This is a genomic window from Lactiplantibacillus herbarum, from assembly GCF_001039045.1.
Taxonomy (GTDB): Bacteria; Bacillota; Bacilli; order Lactobacillales; family Lactobacillaceae; genus Lactiplantibacillus; species Lactiplantibacillus herbarum.
The window spans coordinates 245,184-260,678 of record NZ_LFEE01000018.1; the positions used below are offsets into that span (position 1 = coordinate 245,184).

Sequence of the window (15,495 nt, forward strand, 5' to 3'; positions counted from 1 at the left end):
GGCTAGTTTTATGCTATGATGTTGAATATTACTTAAAATGAGAAGTGGGTGTATGTCATGAAGATTGCTGTTGTTACTGACAGCACTAGCTATTTGACACCGCAAGAGGTCGCGGACAATGATATTCATGTCGTGCCAATTCCGGTCATTATAGATGGAAAAGTGTATCAAGAAGGGGTCGATATTACGACCGCCGACTTTTATGCTAATATGAAATCCTTTAAGTCGTTTCCAAGCACGTCCCAACCACCCGTGGGTGAAATGGTGTCCTTCTACAACAACTTAGGGGAACAGGGTTACGATGCCGTAATCAGTATTCATTTGGCAAGTACAATTTCTGGATTTTACAATAGTCTAGTTAATATGAGTGAGATGATCGATAACATCAAGCTCTATCCGTATGATTCACAAATCACGGTACGATTAATGGGTTATCTGGCACTTGAAGCGTCACGGATGGCTAAGGCTGGACATTCAGTTGAAGAAATTTTGGCTCGGCTGGATGACTTGCGTGCTTCAATGGGCGAATACTTTATCGTGGATGATTTACAGAATTTAGTGCGTGGTGGTCGTTTATCAAATGCCAGTGCTTTTATTGGTAGTGTATTGCGAATCAAACCACTATTAACTTTCGATAATGATAGCCATGAAATCGTGGCATTCGAAAAGGTTCGTTCTACCAAGAAGGCTTTGGCTCGGGTGGAACAACTCTTTAGTGAAGCTCAAGCCAAGGTTTCTTACCCGTTACGGGCAATTATTGTCCAGGGAAATAACTTGGAAGCCGCTGAAGCTTGGAAGCTGAAATTACAACAACAGTATCCGGATATGCCAATTGATATTACGTACTTTGGTCCAGTAATTGGGGCGCATTTAGGTGATAAGTCATTGGCATTAGCTTGGCTTAAAGATATTGATAAGGCGTATTAAGATGCAAATTATCTTTTCGAGCCAACCTGCAAACCGGGCCGCGGCATATGCGTTACGCCAAGCCGTTTTTGTTGAAGAACGCGGTATTGCAGCGGATGTTGAATTTGATGCTAAAGACACGGATGATCGTATTTACGGTGTGGTTTATTTAAAGCCTGATTTACCAGTTGCAACGTTGCGATTAGAGCCGCAGGACGAGTCTACCATGAGATTTGGCCGTATCTGCACACGACAGGGATTTCGTGGTCATGGCTACGGGCAACAATTATTAGCAGCTGCAGAACAATGGGCGCAGCAACATGGGGCCACTAATGGTGTGATCCACGGTGAATTGACTGCCCGAACGTTTTATGAACGGATCGGTTATCAAGTTACCGCAGGGCCTTATGATGAAGATGGGGCACCCGTCGTTATAATGAGTAAGCAATTATAAGTTCGATAAACAGGGGCGTTGGCAAGTTTGCTGGCGCTTTTTAATTAGATAAGATCGTTGAGTGACTCAGGTTATTTCATAATCAAATGTCAATAAGGAAGGTGTTTAAATCTAATGATTAAAACTAGAAAAGTATTAAAAACAGAGGTTAAGCAGTTATTTAAGGGGCGCTGGCGTAGTGCCATTTTAATGTGCATTATTGTTAGCTTACTATCAATTTTTAGTACTGCATCCAATTACTCTAACCGCTTGAATCATTCGTCAAGCTTTGATTTGACAGGCCTCGAATCAGCTACTAAATCGACAGCATCACTGTCAGTATTGCTGATGGTATTAGGATTCGTCTTCGTGTTTGTACTGATTGGAGCTCTAATTGGGGGCGTAGTGCTTAACTTGATTAAGATTGGAACGAGTTACTCGATGCTCGACTGGGTTCGGAATCCAGAACGTGAAGTTCACCCAGTCAGTGATTCAACAAGCGGTTTTACCAGAAAATATGCTTGGCCAATTATTGGGATTACAATCTATCGCGCTGTTTTGATCTTTCTGTGGAGCCTACTTTTAGTTGTTCCTGGAATTATCAAAACGTACGCTTACTCACAAGTATTTTACGTCTATAAAGATATGTTGGCAGCGACACCTGATGGTCAACCACGGCCCCGATTCCGAGATGCAATGACACGTAGCCGCCAGCTCATGGTTGGTCACAAATGGCAACTATTCGTCTTACAACTTAGTTTTCTTGGTTGGGCAATTCTCAGTGCTTTAACAGCGGGTATCGGTCAATTATGGTTGACTCCTTATACTTACGGTGTCTTTGCTAATTACTATGACAATTTACAAGCAGTTAATTCAAAGTAAGCTTTAGGCCTTAATTGTCCGAAACAGCTTGTTAACCTTGATTAATCAAATGCAGTAAGGACAATTTTATTGAAATATGGTAAAATTGCGAAAGTAAGAAAGGATGTGCGGTAGTTAATGCCTGAACAAAAACAAACGCGAATGTCACGTTTAGCAGCGCGTCAAGACGCCAACGGTAAAAAAGGACGGAAGACTGATTCTCAGGGACCTAGTCCAAAAAAACCGCAATCGCCGAAGAAAAAACATCACGTTTCGTTATGGCTATTGGCTTTAATCGTGATCGTACTTGGCGGAACGGTTGTCTACTTTGTCAAAGCAGCTAGTAGCCAGGACCTAGTTGAAACAACGAGTTCTTCAAGCAGTAGTAAAGCAAGTAAGAAATCGGCTTCTAGTTCGAGTTCGTCAAAGAAAAAGAAGAAGTCCTCAAGCTCAACTAGTACTAGCGATACGACGGATACAACCAGTACTGACACAACAACGACAGGTACTGACGGAACAACTGATTACAACAATGGAGCGACGACAACAACTACTCCAGCCAGTTCTTCCAGTCAAACAACAACCAGTCATTCAACGGCAGCATCTAGCAGCCATGCAGCCAGCAGCAGTGCAGCAACCTCATCAAGCACAAGTAACGCTGACAGTAGTAGCACTAGTTCTGCAAGTAGCAGTACAACGAAGTTTAGTAGCTTAGACGATGCAACGAAGTACGGCCAGTCAATCAAGGGTAACTATACCGTTACAACTGACTCAAATGGCTCTTATCACGTTTCTACGTCAGATTAGACTAAACGGACTGCCGTGGGATAGTTTGCTACTAGGATTCCACAAAATTTTTCGGTATAATAACGGTAAATTGATTAGAAGAATCGAGTGATGGAATTGGCCCCTAACGTAGAAGTTAAATATCCAGCCATTTTTCGCGATGAAGGAACTTACTGGGACGTTCGCTTTCCAGATGTTCCGGCTGCACAGACGTTTGGATCTAGTGTCCAGGTCGCGGCAGATAATGCAGGCAACGCTTTAGCAATTGCCCTGTTTGAACAAGCATTGCCAGTTGCTTCTAACCCCCAGTATTGGCGGTTAGCTTCAACTGAGTTCGTGGTTTGGATCACGAAAGCAGATGTTGAGTTTGGACCAGGTGCAAATACACCAGAACCAATGAATTAATAGGCTATTTAGAAAACGGTTTGTCAAACTGACAGACCGTTTTCTGCTATAGGAAAGGACTGTTGATGTGATGCAAGCACACCCGTTGATATTTGATACCAAAATTGCCAAGGATAAGCCAGAGAATTTAAGGCACCCACACAACGCCTGCCCGTTTTGTGACCCTGATCAGCTCACTGACGTGTTGGATCAGGACGCGGATCGCATCTGGTTGTTGAATAAGTTTCCAACGTTACAAGCAACTTGGCAAACCATTATTATTGAAAGCGCGGCACATGATGGGGACATCTCGACTTATTCACGGGATCAGAATCGAGCGGTAATCGCGTTTGCACTGCATCACTGGCAGGATACGATAGCGAGTGATCAGTACGCTTCTGTACTGCTCTATAAGAATTTCGGTCCCCATTCAGGTGGTAGTTTACGGCACCCTCACATGCAGATTGTTGGCTTAGACGATATTGACGGCTATGCTAGCGTAACTGCAGCCAATCTAACGGGTTATCCGGTGGTGACGACTGGCAACTTGAGTGTTACCATTTCTGATCGACCCATCATGTGGTTTGTCGAATTTAATGTGACGGGTAGTTTAGACGCAACGGACCAGTTTGCGGATGCCATTCAGACGGTGGTTAAATATGTGTTACATGATTATTATCAGGGACGTTGTGATAGTTACAATCTATTCTGTTACCCAAATGACGATCAAATCGTTGCCAAGATTGTGCCGTTATTCAGCGTTTCACCTTATTACATTGGTTATAGCTTGTCGCAAGTTGATACGCCAGAACGGATGCGTGAGATTGCTGGTGAAGTCCGGCAAAAGTTCATTTAAATGATGGTCAACACGGTAATTTTAAAAACACGAAAAAGGTTGCGATATCAAAAATCGCAACCTTTTTTTTGCATCTTGAATTAAATTAATGTGACGCTGCCAATTTAGTTTTGAAAATAAGCCAGCCAGCAATCAAACCGAGTCCGCCTAAACTACCAAAAGTGGTGGTGAAGCCAACGAGCTCAATTAACCAGCCAATAACTGGAAATAAGACAATCATGGCCAAACTGAATAACATACTAGCGACACTCAGCAGCGTCGCACGCTGGTCGCTAGGAATCAGCTGATTATAATAATTAGACAGCAGCGGTTCGATCATCGCCATGAGGATATTGATCAACAGGTAAATGCTAACTAATAGGGCGATGGCCTGAAAAAAAGTACTGATTAGTGCCAGCACTAAGACGACACTGAGTTGCCACAGTAATTGCCGTTGTGCTCGGTGTTGTTGCAGCCAAGGGGTCAGCTGGATGCCTAATACGTTTAGTCCGGCACCAGCAATCAGAATCCCTGTAATCAGTGAGCCACTAAAATGGTGTGCGGTCATGACTGTTTGGAAATAGTAATAGTAGGTGGTCCCGACCGCAGCGAAGATACCGTGAAAAACCATTAATGCTCGTAGCTGGGGCGTTTTCGCTAGGGCCTGAACGGCGTTTTGTAAGATTGCCGTGATGGCAGGCGTTGATTCAACGGGTACTGCGGTTGAACGTGACACCTTGAATTGGCTGATAATGATAATTGCTCCAATGGCGGCTGCAATAGCTAGCCAGTAAGTGACGGCTAAGTGATGTGGGAGCAACCAACCAGCCAGTAAGATTCCCAGCGTATCGCCCAATTCAATGGTGATGTTGAGTCGTTTGGTTACTTGTGGATACTGCTCAGTTGCTTGATCGCTAACTAACGTGTCATAGAGGGCTGCTTCGAGGGTGCCCGACTGTAAGTTATATGCCCACGCTTGGAGAACAAAGGCGAGCAGTATTAATGGCAGGCTAGTGACCGTTAGCATCAGCACGGCGTGTACTAGCGCCATAATTCGGCTACTAATGAGCATTGTTCGGTAGCCAAAGCGATCGGCCAAGATACCCGAGGGAACTTCAGATAATAGACTAGTTAAGTGAAAGACGCTTTCACAAAGGCCGATTTCAACGAGTGAAAGCCCTCGTTGTTGTAAAAAGATAACCCACAGACTGGTAACGCCTAAAAATGCGAGTGCTGAATAGCCGTAACCGTGACGTAGGTTATGGCGAGTTTTTGGTAATAACATGAGAACTCCTTAGTCAGGATATTAATGCAAACAAAAAGACGATCAACGACATCGTCTCAGGTATACAAATCCCGATGGCTGAATGGTGCGGCAAATTCAACTTGGAAAAAGGGCAGACTTCACCCCTTACGCAGCCAACGTGTTCAAAATCACGTGCTTTAAATTAATCCAAGTTAAAAATTTTGCTGACACCAGTTCCACCTCTTTATAATGGTTCTCATTTTCTTTTAATCATTATATCATAATAAGTGCTATCCAAACAAGCTATTCAATGAATGCGTCAAGTTTGGTTAACCTGCTATTGGCCGTGAGTATGGTATTATAATAAGGAAAAAGTGAATCATAAGTGGAGGAATGACAGATGCAGAATTTAATTCCAGGTGACATGTTAGAAGTTGGCCAAAAGTTAAGATGGGAATTGGATAATGGTATGACAGCGGATGAAAGTAGCGTGATCAATGAAGCTGTATTAGCAGGAACTCAATACTTTGTCGACGAGGCCTTAGAAGGTAGTTACTGGACTGTTAAATGGTCCGAAGATCAGCAGAATCTTGATATTTATGGAACGACAGGGACAATAATCGGCCAGATCAAACCATTAACGGCTAATTTTGAAGCTGATTTCCGCCAGGATTCACAAGGGCTATTTATGCGAATTGAAAAAGAAATTGCCGTGGTCGTTCGGAATAATTAAACGGATAATGAGGTGTGCGCCATGTTTAATCAAAATGAGGAACGTTTTGCAACGGTTAGCTTAGCTGCAAAGTTATCAAGTGAAGTGATTGATGGCATTTGGGAGATCATTGACGATGACTTGACGGGTGTCGTTCGGTTACCACGGGTACTACAATTCGCACTGATTGATCGTGCTAATCGTGTTACGGTAGCGTTTGATGCGCGTCATGAGAATATTTTTGAATTTGATCTACCAGTCACGTATCAACGACAGTTTCCAGAAGCAGTCGCCGTGCTTGATGATGGAAAGTACCAAACGATGATGTTAATGGATGAATTATCCGTCCAATAAAAAACAACTACCAATTTAATTTGGTAGTTGTTTTTTTGAACGGATGGTTAATTGTTTCACTGAACGGCCTGTTTTGTGCGCATCGCCTAGGTGCTGGGGGATGTGCTTCGTATAATAAGGGTAACGACGTAGAGAGGACCGCACACACATGGTAAAAACAGCATTTTGTATTATTGATCAACAACGTTATGACATGACTGATGGGATGCGATTAGCAGAACTAGGTCCTAACTTGCAAGCTGCAATCAAAAAAGATTATCCGCAGGCACATGATAACAGTTTTATCTGTAGTGAGCACTTAGTCCATTATCGCTTAGTTAAGATGGATCAGATGATTGCTAACGACTATCAGCAAAATGATCAAATCAACGCGCAATTATCCAAAATCTTGGCTAACCATACTTACCAGGTTGTTGATGTTAATAATGAGTTAGAGCACTCGTTAACGTTTGGTCAACGTGTGGCGGATGGGGTTGCTCGCTTTGGTGGTAGTTGGGCCTTTATTATTTCATTTATAGCAGTCATGCTAGTATGGATGTTTATCAACGTGGTCCCTCTATTTACGCACCATTTCGATCCTTATCCGTTTATTTTGTTGAATCTATTTTTGAGCATGGTCGCCGCAATCCAAGCCCCACTGATCATGATGAGGTCAAAATCGGGCCGCTGAATACGATCGACTGCAAGCAGGCAACGACTTTCGGGTTAACTCCATGTCTGAAGAAGAGATTCGTGTCTTACATTCCAAAGTTGACCATCTGATTCAACAAGATGAACCTAATATGCTCGAAATTCAAAAGATGCAGACCCAGATGCTCGGTGAAATCCAAGCCCAAGTCAATGAGTTGCGGCGTTTACAGCCTAAACGTCGGCGTAATCAATCCTGATCATTTATACTTGGCTTCTAACGTACTCATCCAGTAACCTAAGGCGATACCGAGAATGGTGGCAACAGCGCTTAATAGGTAAGTGCTGAGAGTTGCCCCCGCATAAGAGATGCTTTCAGCGGCGTAAGGGTTAGGAATGAGGATCAGTAAAGTACTGGCTGTTACGATTCCCAAGATAAAGTGATAGACCCGGGAATGGAAACGGACGAGCAAGTGATCCATTAATTTAGAGAACAAAGCCATCGCTAAGGCGCCACCAATGGCAATCGGTAGGTAAACGCCTAAAATGTCGAGGCGTTTAAACCCGGTTAGCATCGGTGTAAATAAGCCTAAGATTAGTAATAAGTTCGATGGGCTCAACCCAGGTACCAGTATTCCGAGTGCAATCAAGGCACCAGCTACGATAAAGCCACCGAAGTTTGCTGGCAACGTACCGAATAATTCGCTCATGAAATAGAGCAGGCCAGCACTAATAACGAACGTGCCCCCGAACCATAAGTAATCAACCGTGTCACGAGGAGACTGGCTACCAGCTGTTTTCATCAGCGCGGGTAACGTCCCAACAATCGCACCAGCAAAGCCCCAGAGGACGATTACTTGAGCATGTGCGAGTAAGTATTCTAGGGGAGCCGATAATACGGCAATCCCCACAATTCCGCCTAAGCCGACCGGCACAAAGTACCAGAAGTCTTGCTTGAAGTTACGACGGAAGTGGGCCATGAAGCCCAGCAAACGTTCATAGATACCTAGAATAGCGGCAAGAACCCCGCCAGATACTCCGGGAAGAATGAAACCAAGGGCGATAACCACACCCTTAAAAAAGCGATTCCAGAAATTGTCAGTAGTTTTAGTTGGCATAAGTGGACTCCTTTAGTGTCTATTAGCTGGTGTTTCAGTAAGATGAAAGTAATTAAAGATACCAAATTTCCCTTTGAAAGGCAATTGAAACCCGATGATTATAAAATAAATTGTAGATGAAAGTTGCCCATCATTACTTTTTATCATAAAATGAATGAACATGAAAAAATTTGTAATTTTATGAAAATTAACATTAATTGGATTAAAAGAAAGTTGAGGTCACATGGAAAATCAGCAACTTGCTCGTAAATTAAAACGACGACACGTCCAAATGATTGCGCTAGGTGGTGCAATCGGGACCGGACTATTTTTGGGATCCGGCGCAGCAATTCGACAAGCCGGGCCGTCAATCTTACTGGCTTATGCCATCGGGGGCTTTTTCTGCTACTTGATGATGCGGGCACTTGGTGAACTATTACTATCTGACACCCGTTTACATTCCTTCTTGGAGTTCATTAATCGATATTTAGGTAAGAAATTTGAATTTGCGATTGGCTGGACTTATTGGTTATGTTGGATCAGTCTAGCAATGGCTGATTTAACCGCCAGCGGCATCTATATCAGATACTGGTTCCCATGGATTCCCCAGTGGGTAACACCGTTAGTAATCATTGTCATTCTATTGGCACTTAATATGCTTTCCGTCAGTGCCTTTGGTGAACTAGAATACTGGTTCTCAATGATCAAGGTTATTGCCATTATTGCACTGATTGCAACGGGGGCCATTCTAATCGGTTCAGCAGCTCACGTCGGCGGTCACGCGGTTACAGTGACCAATTTAGTTAATCATGGTGGCTTCTTTCCTAAGGGAATCGGGGGCTTCTTAACGGCCTTTTCACTAGTTATCTTTGCCTTTACGGGAATTGAAATGGTCGGGATCACGGCAGGTGAAGCTGAAAACCCCGAAAAGGAATTGCCACGAGCAATCAACAGTTTACCGATTCGAATTTCATTCTTTTACGTCGGTGCATTGTTTGTTATCATGTCAATCTATCCGTGGAACGAAATCACGACTAGTCAGTCACCATTCGTGCAGGTCTTCAGTGACGTAGGTATCAAGGCTGCTGCTAGTATCATTAACTTCGTAGTCTTAACAGCCGCACTTTCGGCTTGTAATAGTGCGATCTTCAGTACTAGTCGGACGTTATTTACACTATCTCACGGACACAACGCACCAAAGTGGATGGGGAAAGTTAATCGCTATAACGTACCAGCCCGCTCATTGATCTTTTCTTCACTGATCCTGTTAGTGATCGTTATTCTAAACTACGTTATTCCAAGTACGATCTTCACACTGATCTCAAACGTGGCAACCACTAACTTCATCATCGTGTGGTGTTCGTTACTCGTTTGTCACTACGTCTATAAAACGACCATGGATAGCAGTCAGAATCCATTTAAATTACCACTATTTCCAGTAAGTAACATTGCAACATTGGTCTTTTTTATTGCCGTCACAGTTATCCTTTGTTTTGACCCAGTCAATCGTTGGGCCGTCATTGGATCAGTAGTCTGGTTTATCGCACTACTACTTGTCGCGCGTCGAGTACATCATTAATCTGCAAGACTCAAAAAGCCATCCAAGTAAAATACTTGGGTGGCTTTTTAGGTTGCGTCAATTAACTGCTGCGCTAACGTTGTCGCATCTTTTAAGATCAATGATTGATTATCTAATGTAATTAGGCGGTGTTGGGATAACACTTGTGAGTTCGTCAGGGAACTGTAGATCACGTCAGGGACGACCCAACTCGTATTAGTGTCATACGCCGGTGCGTGCAACAGATCATAGCCGTCGCTGGTATCAACGTAAACTTGAAAGCCAATACCTAACTGTGCTTGCAGACGTTTGGCATAGCGCTGGAAAAGAGCCCGATTAGCCATGGCATCATCAGTTGGCCCAATGATCCGGTCACCTAACTGTAGATTGGGTACTAGTTGGACTTGCATCATACAGATCCTCCTTAGTTGAAATTATTAATCCTATTTTAGAACACATTGCTGTTTAAATAAAGTAAGGGACCGTGACAGAAGCCACAGTCCCTTTAGGGTGCTTGGGATGTTAATAGTCGAAACGTGGTCCAAAAGCCAGTTGTTTCCGCTTAGCTACGGAAGCCAAACGATTGAAAGCCCCAATCATTTAGCTCCCTAGGCTATGCTCAACAACTAACCGGCTTTTGGACCACTCTTTTAGACGATCCTCAACAGAACCAATCCAGCCAACCCAATCATTGCCGCGTAACCTAAGCCTGGCAATAAGGTCTTACGCAGAATGGTTCCTTCCTGACCACTTAAACCAACGACTGAACTAACCGCCACAATGTTATGCACGCAAACCATATTACCGGCAGCGGCACCAACTAGTTGAGCCGCGAGAACGACCGTCGTATTGAGATTGGCGTTAGTCGCAATATCTGCTTGAATCTGAGCAAAGGTTAACGTTGAAACGGTCGTGCTCCCCGTTACGAACGCCCCTAATTGCCCTAAGAAGGGTGCCATAATAATCCAGATACCGGCTAAGTACTTAGCGACAAATTTAGCGATATACATCGGCATACTTGGTAGCTGTGCCTGGTTCAGACCAGAGTTGGTGAATACTTGGACCATAATCAACGTGACACCTAGCGCAAGAGCAGTGTTTCCCATCGATCCAATCACCGTTTTAGCTGTTGGTAGGAGTGGCTTAAGTGAACGAGTCTGTACGAGCAGTCCAATAATTGCAGCGACGGCAAGGATCGTTCCCGGAGAATAGAGCAGTTCCCAATCAGAACTGATACTCGAAAAGCCTAAGATGTGGTGCCATGACAGATTAGCATAGTGCGTTAAGAATTGTTGCAGGGGGGTTAACACACGACTAGCTAATAGCAGCACAACGACTAGTAAATAGGGAAACCAGGCAGTCATTAAGCTCATAGACGACTTAGGTGCCGCTTGCGAGGTAGCACCATCCATTTTCCATGGACTTGATTGCATGGCTCTCGGCAGTAGCCAGTGATAGCGGATGCTAATGATCGCAAATACTAGGGTCACTAATGGTGCCACGATTGAGACAAATTCATAGCCAATCAGTAAGGCACTCAGTAGTGCGGTACTACTGTAGATCAGACCAATCATGAGTGTCCATGGGAGAACGGTTAGCCATTGCTTCAAGCGCGCTTCACGGGGGCCGAACCACATAATTAAGATTAGAATCAAAACTGCCGGCATCAATGCACCTACTAGCAGATCTAGCTGGGTGACACGGAGGCCGATCAGATTGAGCAGACTACTTTTTTCGGTGACATTGCTCAAGCCAACTGTAAGGGGCGTCCCTACTGCGCCAAAAGCGGCTGGCGTTGAGTCTGCCACTAAGGCTAAAACAACCGCGGCCATTGGTGAAAAGCCTAACGCAATCAGTAGTGGAGCCGTTACCATAGCGGGTGTCCCAAAACCAGAAACCCCTTCAATGAGACCGCCGAATAGAAAAGCAACCAGGATCGTTTGAATCCGCATGTCGGCAGATAACGCTTGGAAGCCCTGATTAATGCGGTCGATAGCACCGGTTGCCCGTAAGCAGTTGAGCATCAAAAGGGCACCGAATAGAATCCAGAGAATGGGTAATGCCTTATGAATCGACTGTAAGACGGATGCGCCAATGACCTTAGGGCTAAGATGCCAAAAGAAATAGCCAGTAACAATAACGACTAGGGCACTGATACTCATCCCACGGGTGGCAGGTAAATTAAAGACACCTAGTAGTATCAATGGCAAGATAATGGCTGCGGCCGCGATAATAATCATATTAATGACGCCTCCTTATTTTGGGATTGAAGTTGAAAATCAATTACTTTTTAGTCAGTCGTTCGAAATAACGTTGTCCATAGAGCGTTACTAGTGAGACTAATAAGGATAAGCCTGCTAACGGCCAAAGCATCCCCATTTGATAAGTTGTTTTTAGTGCAGTCGAGCTAGGATTGAAGAAGGCCATTAACTTAAGGTGGCTAATCGCACTGATGGTCACTAGTAAACCAAAGAAGCAGAGTTGGCATAATAGACCACCGTACGTCGAAAAACGGTATTTGTGAACGATCGCCATATCCGGATCGGACGTTTCGTCAGCATAGACGCTATCGTTAATGGCAGGATTCTCAAAACCGACGTAGAGTGCAATTAAGAGTAGTCCGATAATGTAGAAAACGGGTTGGGCCGTCAATATGAGCAAGTGACCAATAATGAGGCCATAGCGAGCAATCAAAGCTGCCCGTTTAGTATCCTTGTGGCTAATCAATAGGTAGAGTGGATGACCCCCCTCGAACCCAATCAAGTAGATGGCAAAGACGATATACATTCCCAGCTTACCAAAAACGAAGTAGCCGAAGAAACTGTTGAATAGTAGAACGAAGCTCAATAAGAATCCTCGGTTGACAATGCGAAGCTTGTTAGCTGGCATGGCGCGCCAATCTGCAGCTAATTCAATGTTTAATAGGATAATGGCTAAGATAACCACCCCTAGAACGTATGGTAAGGCAATCTGAAGATCTGCTTTTCGTAATAGGGTCAATAAACCAATTGCAACAAAGAAAACGGCAAAAACTAAAACGCGCCATAGTTTGAATGGTTGTGGTTTGTCTGGATGATGAGCATCGTAGAAAGCTAACGAGAACTGGTTGAGTAAGCGGCCAGCTGGCAAGGCAGCTAAGAACAGCAATGCTAGCAGAATGAAGGCCAATTGGTAACCTAAGTTCAAAGCAAAATCTAGTGCGAAGAGGACGCCCAACACCCCAAAGATTAGCCAGTACATTTGTTTGAGTTTAAAGTCGGTATTGTCAGTGAGGTGCAGCTTGATGGTTAAATAGTAGGGCCAGATGTTAGCGGATGTGTATCCTAGGAAAAGGGCACCGATACAGATTGCCAGCAAGTTACTAGTCAGGCCGAAGATAAGACTACCAAACGCACCTAACCAGAGACAGACGAGCAAATATCCGCTAGCCTTAAGATCTAAATGTTTAGTCCAAAAGACACTGGCGGCTCGCGCAACGTAAAATACAATAATGGCAACTAAGTAGTTGACGCTATGAGTTGCTTGGTACTTAAAGAGAATTAACACATAAGGTAGGATTATACCCACGTTAGCTAGGAAATTAAGGGTTGCTACCGAAAAATCTAGCCAAGAATTCCGTAATCGATTCAAAATATCACACACCATTTCGTTATTTTTTCTATGGTTAAGTATAACAAGGAATGATTGAGAATGCTGGTAAAAGATATGTGCGAGCAGTAGTAGAAAGAGGTGTGGGGAACAATCGATCGTCTATCATTATATGTATATAGTTACTTTAACTAAAACAACAACACCCTAAACCCAGCCAACAAGCATACTCGCTTTATCCCCATTGCTGCAATCTCTTTTGCACCTGTACTCGCAATTGTTGCGGCGCTTGAATAACGGTGACATCTGGTCCTAAAAACAATAGCCAATCCACCATATCAGTCAACTCTTCAATTCGGTCAACAGCTACATAATCCTGATAAGAAGCACTTTGTTCAAAAGGGTCAAGATAGTGAAGAACCCGATTGGGTCGATGTAACCGTTTAAACTGCTGGATAGCATGCGGACCAAGCTGCAAGTCAATATTGGGTAATTGCCGTGCAGTTGCGATTTGTTGTTGCAACTTCACTGGTGACAATTGGAGTGCATCAGGTGCAACCGTACTGAATTGTGTCAGATTGATAACACGAGTCTGTCGTTTTTCTAAATCGAACACGACTACTAGCCATTCAGTCGTATGGTGATACAGATATTGTAGGTAACCATCCAATCGATCACCATCAGTTAACGTAAATACTAGGTGTCGATTAATAAAGCTAGCATTAATCAACTTTGTTAGCAAGGGGTCAGCAACATCAGTTAACTCTAGCAGACCAGCATTAGCCGGATTCGTTGTTTCAAATCGCAATAATTGTGTTAATGCCTGTAATGCCTTGCGTTGTGCGGGCGACGCAATTGCCAGCAACTTTTGAGTCATTGTTTGCCGATTATTGAGAAAGGGTAATTGTGTGTTAGCGGTCGCAATAAAACTGACAAAAAGTGCCTGTAACTCATCAGTATTGAATTGGACTGCTGGTAATAACTGATTACGAAGTACCGTATAACCACCCGCAGGCCCAACTTGAGAGATTAGTGGCATACCAAGTTCCTGAATATCAGCTAAATCACGAGCTACCGTACTGCGTGAAATCTTAAAAGCAGCCATCAGTTCGCTGATGGTAAAGTGCTGATGATTATTGATATAACGCATTTCAGTATTAATTCGAGTTGTTTTTTTCATTTTTTCACCTAATAGGTTCATCTTTTGACATGATCACCTTGTATGATAGCACTATTCAATTCAAGGAGGAATTATTCACATGGCTAATTATGAAATTATCACTAAACCAACTTTTACGGTACTCGGCATTGGAACAGTATTGACGGGGGATTATCAGACATTACCCGCACAAAAACAATCCTTCTGGCAACAGACAACTACCAACGATCAATACACACAATTGGTAACACAGGCACAAAATAGCTTGAAATTTGCTGTCAATGAAGCTGTTAATGGTGAAATGCGTTACTACGCTGGTGTTCAAGTGGCTAACAGCGCTATCAGTACCGGACAGCTGCGAGCAATCGTATTCCCTGACAGTGACTATCTAGTCGTTCGGGGACAAGCCGCAACGGATTTAGAATTATTTGCCCAGCTGGAAGGCGCTACGTTCGGTGAAGTATTGCCACAATTGACTGACCAAGCTTACGTTGGCGGCCCCAACACAACTGTAATCACTAGTCATACTGCAGACCAAGTTCAAGGTGAAATGTGGGTTCCCGTTACCGCTAAATAATGTTTAAGCGACCGAATTTTGTGGTCGCTTTTTTTATATGCTCATAATCATTATAAAAAGGCTAAATTAAGCGGTTAACGATTGAATTCCCATGGTAAGCAGTCCATAATATAGGATATAATTAGAGTTGTGAACAATTTGGTTTAAGTGAACACAGTTAGCACATTTATCAGTGTATTCTACTTCGTTTAAAAACTAGTAGCGAGCTAACTTATTTGGTTAGTGCTGACGCTTGCTGATAATTGAAATGTTAGTTTGATTGATATTCAATGTTTATCACGTATATTGGTACGATGCTATCACGTAGAATTCACAAAAAGTTCATAATTTTTATTTATCATTGTTTTAATAATTCGATCCATGAATGGAGTA

At 43.5% G+C, this 15,495-nt stretch carries 16 protein-coding genes and 1 pseudogene; 11 read left to right on the forward strand and 6 right to left on the reverse strand.

Annotated features, from left to right (window positions below; all coding sequences use genetic code 11):
• Positions 1–57 precede the first annotated feature (57 nt).
• The 6 genes from ACG95_RS06280 to ACG95_RS06305 all read left to right on the forward strand — a co-directional run bounded on the left by ACG95_RS06280 (position 58) and on the right by ACG95_RS06305 (position 4,226).
• The gene (locus tag ACG95_RS06280) at positions 58–927 is read left to right on the forward strand and encodes a DegV family protein (protein ID WP_047999697.1); all 870 of its coding nucleotides are present in this window, start codon (positions 58–60) and stop codon (positions 925–927) included.
• Position 928: 1 nt separating this feature from the next.
• Complete coding sequence (locus ACG95_RS06285) at positions 929–1,360, forward strand: GNAT family N-acetyltransferase (protein WP_047999698.1); 432 nt, start codon at positions 929–931, stop codon at positions 1,358–1,360.
• A 114-nt stretch (positions 1,361–1,474) separates the two neighbouring features.
• Positions 1,475–2,221 (forward strand): DUF975 family protein, encoded by a 747-nt coding sequence (locus ACG95_RS06290; RefSeq protein ID WP_047999699.1) that lies wholly within the window; start codon positions 1,475–1,477, stop codon positions 2,219–2,221.
• Between the two features lie 117 nt (positions 2,222–2,338).
• Positions 2,339–3,007, forward strand: a complete 669-nt coding sequence (locus tag ACG95_RS06295; RefSeq protein ID WP_047999700.1) for a hypothetical protein — start codon at positions 2,339–2,341, stop codon at positions 3,005–3,007.
• Between the two features lie 90 nt (positions 3,008–3,097).
• The gene (locus tag ACG95_RS06300) at positions 3,098–3,391 is read left to right on the forward strand and encodes a type II toxin-antitoxin system HicB family antitoxin (RefSeq protein ID WP_047999701.1); all 294 of its coding nucleotides are present in this window, start codon (positions 3,098–3,100) and stop codon (positions 3,389–3,391) included.
• Positions 3,392–3,461: 70 nt separating this feature from the next.
• A complete protein-coding gene (locus ACG95_RS06305; RefSeq protein WP_047999702.1) occupies positions 3,462–4,226 on the forward strand; it encodes a DUF4931 domain-containing protein in 765 nt (254 codons plus the stop codon).
• 85 nt (positions 4,227–4,311) lie between these two features.
• On the opposite strand, the gene ACG95_RS06310 is transcribed toward ACG95_RS06305, so the two are convergent.
• Entirely contained in the window at positions 4,312–5,490 is a 1,179-nt protein-coding gene (locus ACG95_RS06310; RefSeq protein WP_047999703.1) for an MFS transporter, read from the reverse strand.
• Positions 5,491–5,851: 361 nt separating this feature from the next.
• On the opposite strand from ACG95_RS06310, the gene ACG95_RS06315 reads away from it, so the two are divergent.
• From ACG95_RS06315 to ACG95_RS06325, 3 genes and pseudogenes are all read left to right on the forward strand, one after another.
• On the forward strand, positions 5,852–6,184 hold the full coding sequence (locus ACG95_RS06315; protein ID WP_047999704.1) for a hypothetical protein: 333 nt from the start codon (positions 5,852–5,854) through the stop codon (positions 6,182–6,184).
• A 21-nt stretch (positions 6,185–6,205) separates the two neighbouring features.
• Positions 6,206–6,517, forward strand: a complete 312-nt coding sequence (locus ACG95_RS06320) for a DUF960 family protein (protein WP_047999705.1) — start codon at positions 6,206–6,208, stop codon at positions 6,515–6,517.
• A gap of 148 nt (positions 6,518–6,665) precedes the next feature.
• Positions 6,666–7,404, forward strand: a pseudogene (locus ACG95_RS06325) (DUF1003 domain-containing protein).
• Here ACG95_RS06325 and ACG95_RS06330 read toward each other — a convergent pair.
• On the reverse strand, positions 7,405–8,262 hold the full coding sequence (locus ACG95_RS06330; protein ID WP_047999706.1) for a DUF368 domain-containing protein: 858 nt from the start codon (positions 8,260–8,262) through the stop codon (positions 7,405–7,407).
• A 223-nt stretch (positions 8,263–8,485) separates the two neighbouring features.
• On the opposite strand from ACG95_RS06330, the gene ACG95_RS06335 reads away from it, so the two are divergent.
• The gene (locus ACG95_RS06335; RefSeq protein WP_047999707.1) at positions 8,486–9,820 is read left to right on the forward strand and encodes an amino acid permease; all 1,335 of its coding nucleotides are present in this window, start codon (positions 8,486–8,488) and stop codon (positions 9,818–9,820) included.
• Between the two features lie 47 nt (positions 9,821–9,867).
• Here the strand turns inward: ACG95_RS06335 and ACG95_RS06340 are convergent, their stop codons facing one another.
• The 4 genes from ACG95_RS06340 to ACG95_RS06355 form a co-directional block, all read right to left on the reverse strand.
• Complete coding sequence (locus ACG95_RS06340) at positions 9,868–10,212, reverse strand: hypothetical protein (RefSeq protein ID WP_237756464.1); 345 nt, start codon at positions 10,210–10,212, stop codon at positions 9,868–9,870.
• Positions 10,213–10,449: 237 nt separating this feature from the next.
• Positions 10,450–12,039 carry an L-lactate permease gene (locus ACG95_RS06345; protein WP_047999709.1) on the reverse strand — a complete coding sequence of 530 codons (1,590 nt, stop codon included), beginning with the start codon at positions 12,037–12,039 and terminating at the stop codon, positions 10,450–10,452.
• 43 nt (positions 12,040–12,082) lie between these two features.
• Positions 12,083–13,429 carry a hypothetical protein gene (locus tag ACG95_RS06350; protein WP_047999710.1) on the reverse strand — a complete coding sequence of 449 codons (1,347 nt, stop codon included), beginning with the start codon at positions 13,427–13,429 and terminating at the stop codon, positions 12,083–12,085.
• A 193-nt stretch (positions 13,430–13,622) separates the two neighbouring features.
• Complete coding sequence (locus ACG95_RS06355) at positions 13,623–14,567, reverse strand: helix-turn-helix transcriptional regulator (protein ID WP_047999729.1); 945 nt, start codon at positions 14,565–14,567, stop codon at positions 13,623–13,625.
• A 79-nt stretch (positions 14,568–14,646) separates the two neighbouring features.
• Between ACG95_RS06355 and ACG95_RS06360 the strand changes: the two genes are divergently transcribed.
• Positions 14,647–15,123: a GyrI-like domain-containing protein gene (locus ACG95_RS06360; RefSeq protein ID WP_047999711.1), complete on the forward strand. Its 477-nt coding sequence runs from the start codon at positions 14,647–14,649 to the stop codon at positions 15,121–15,123.
• The last annotated feature ends 372 nt before the right edge of the window (positions 15,124–15,495 follow it).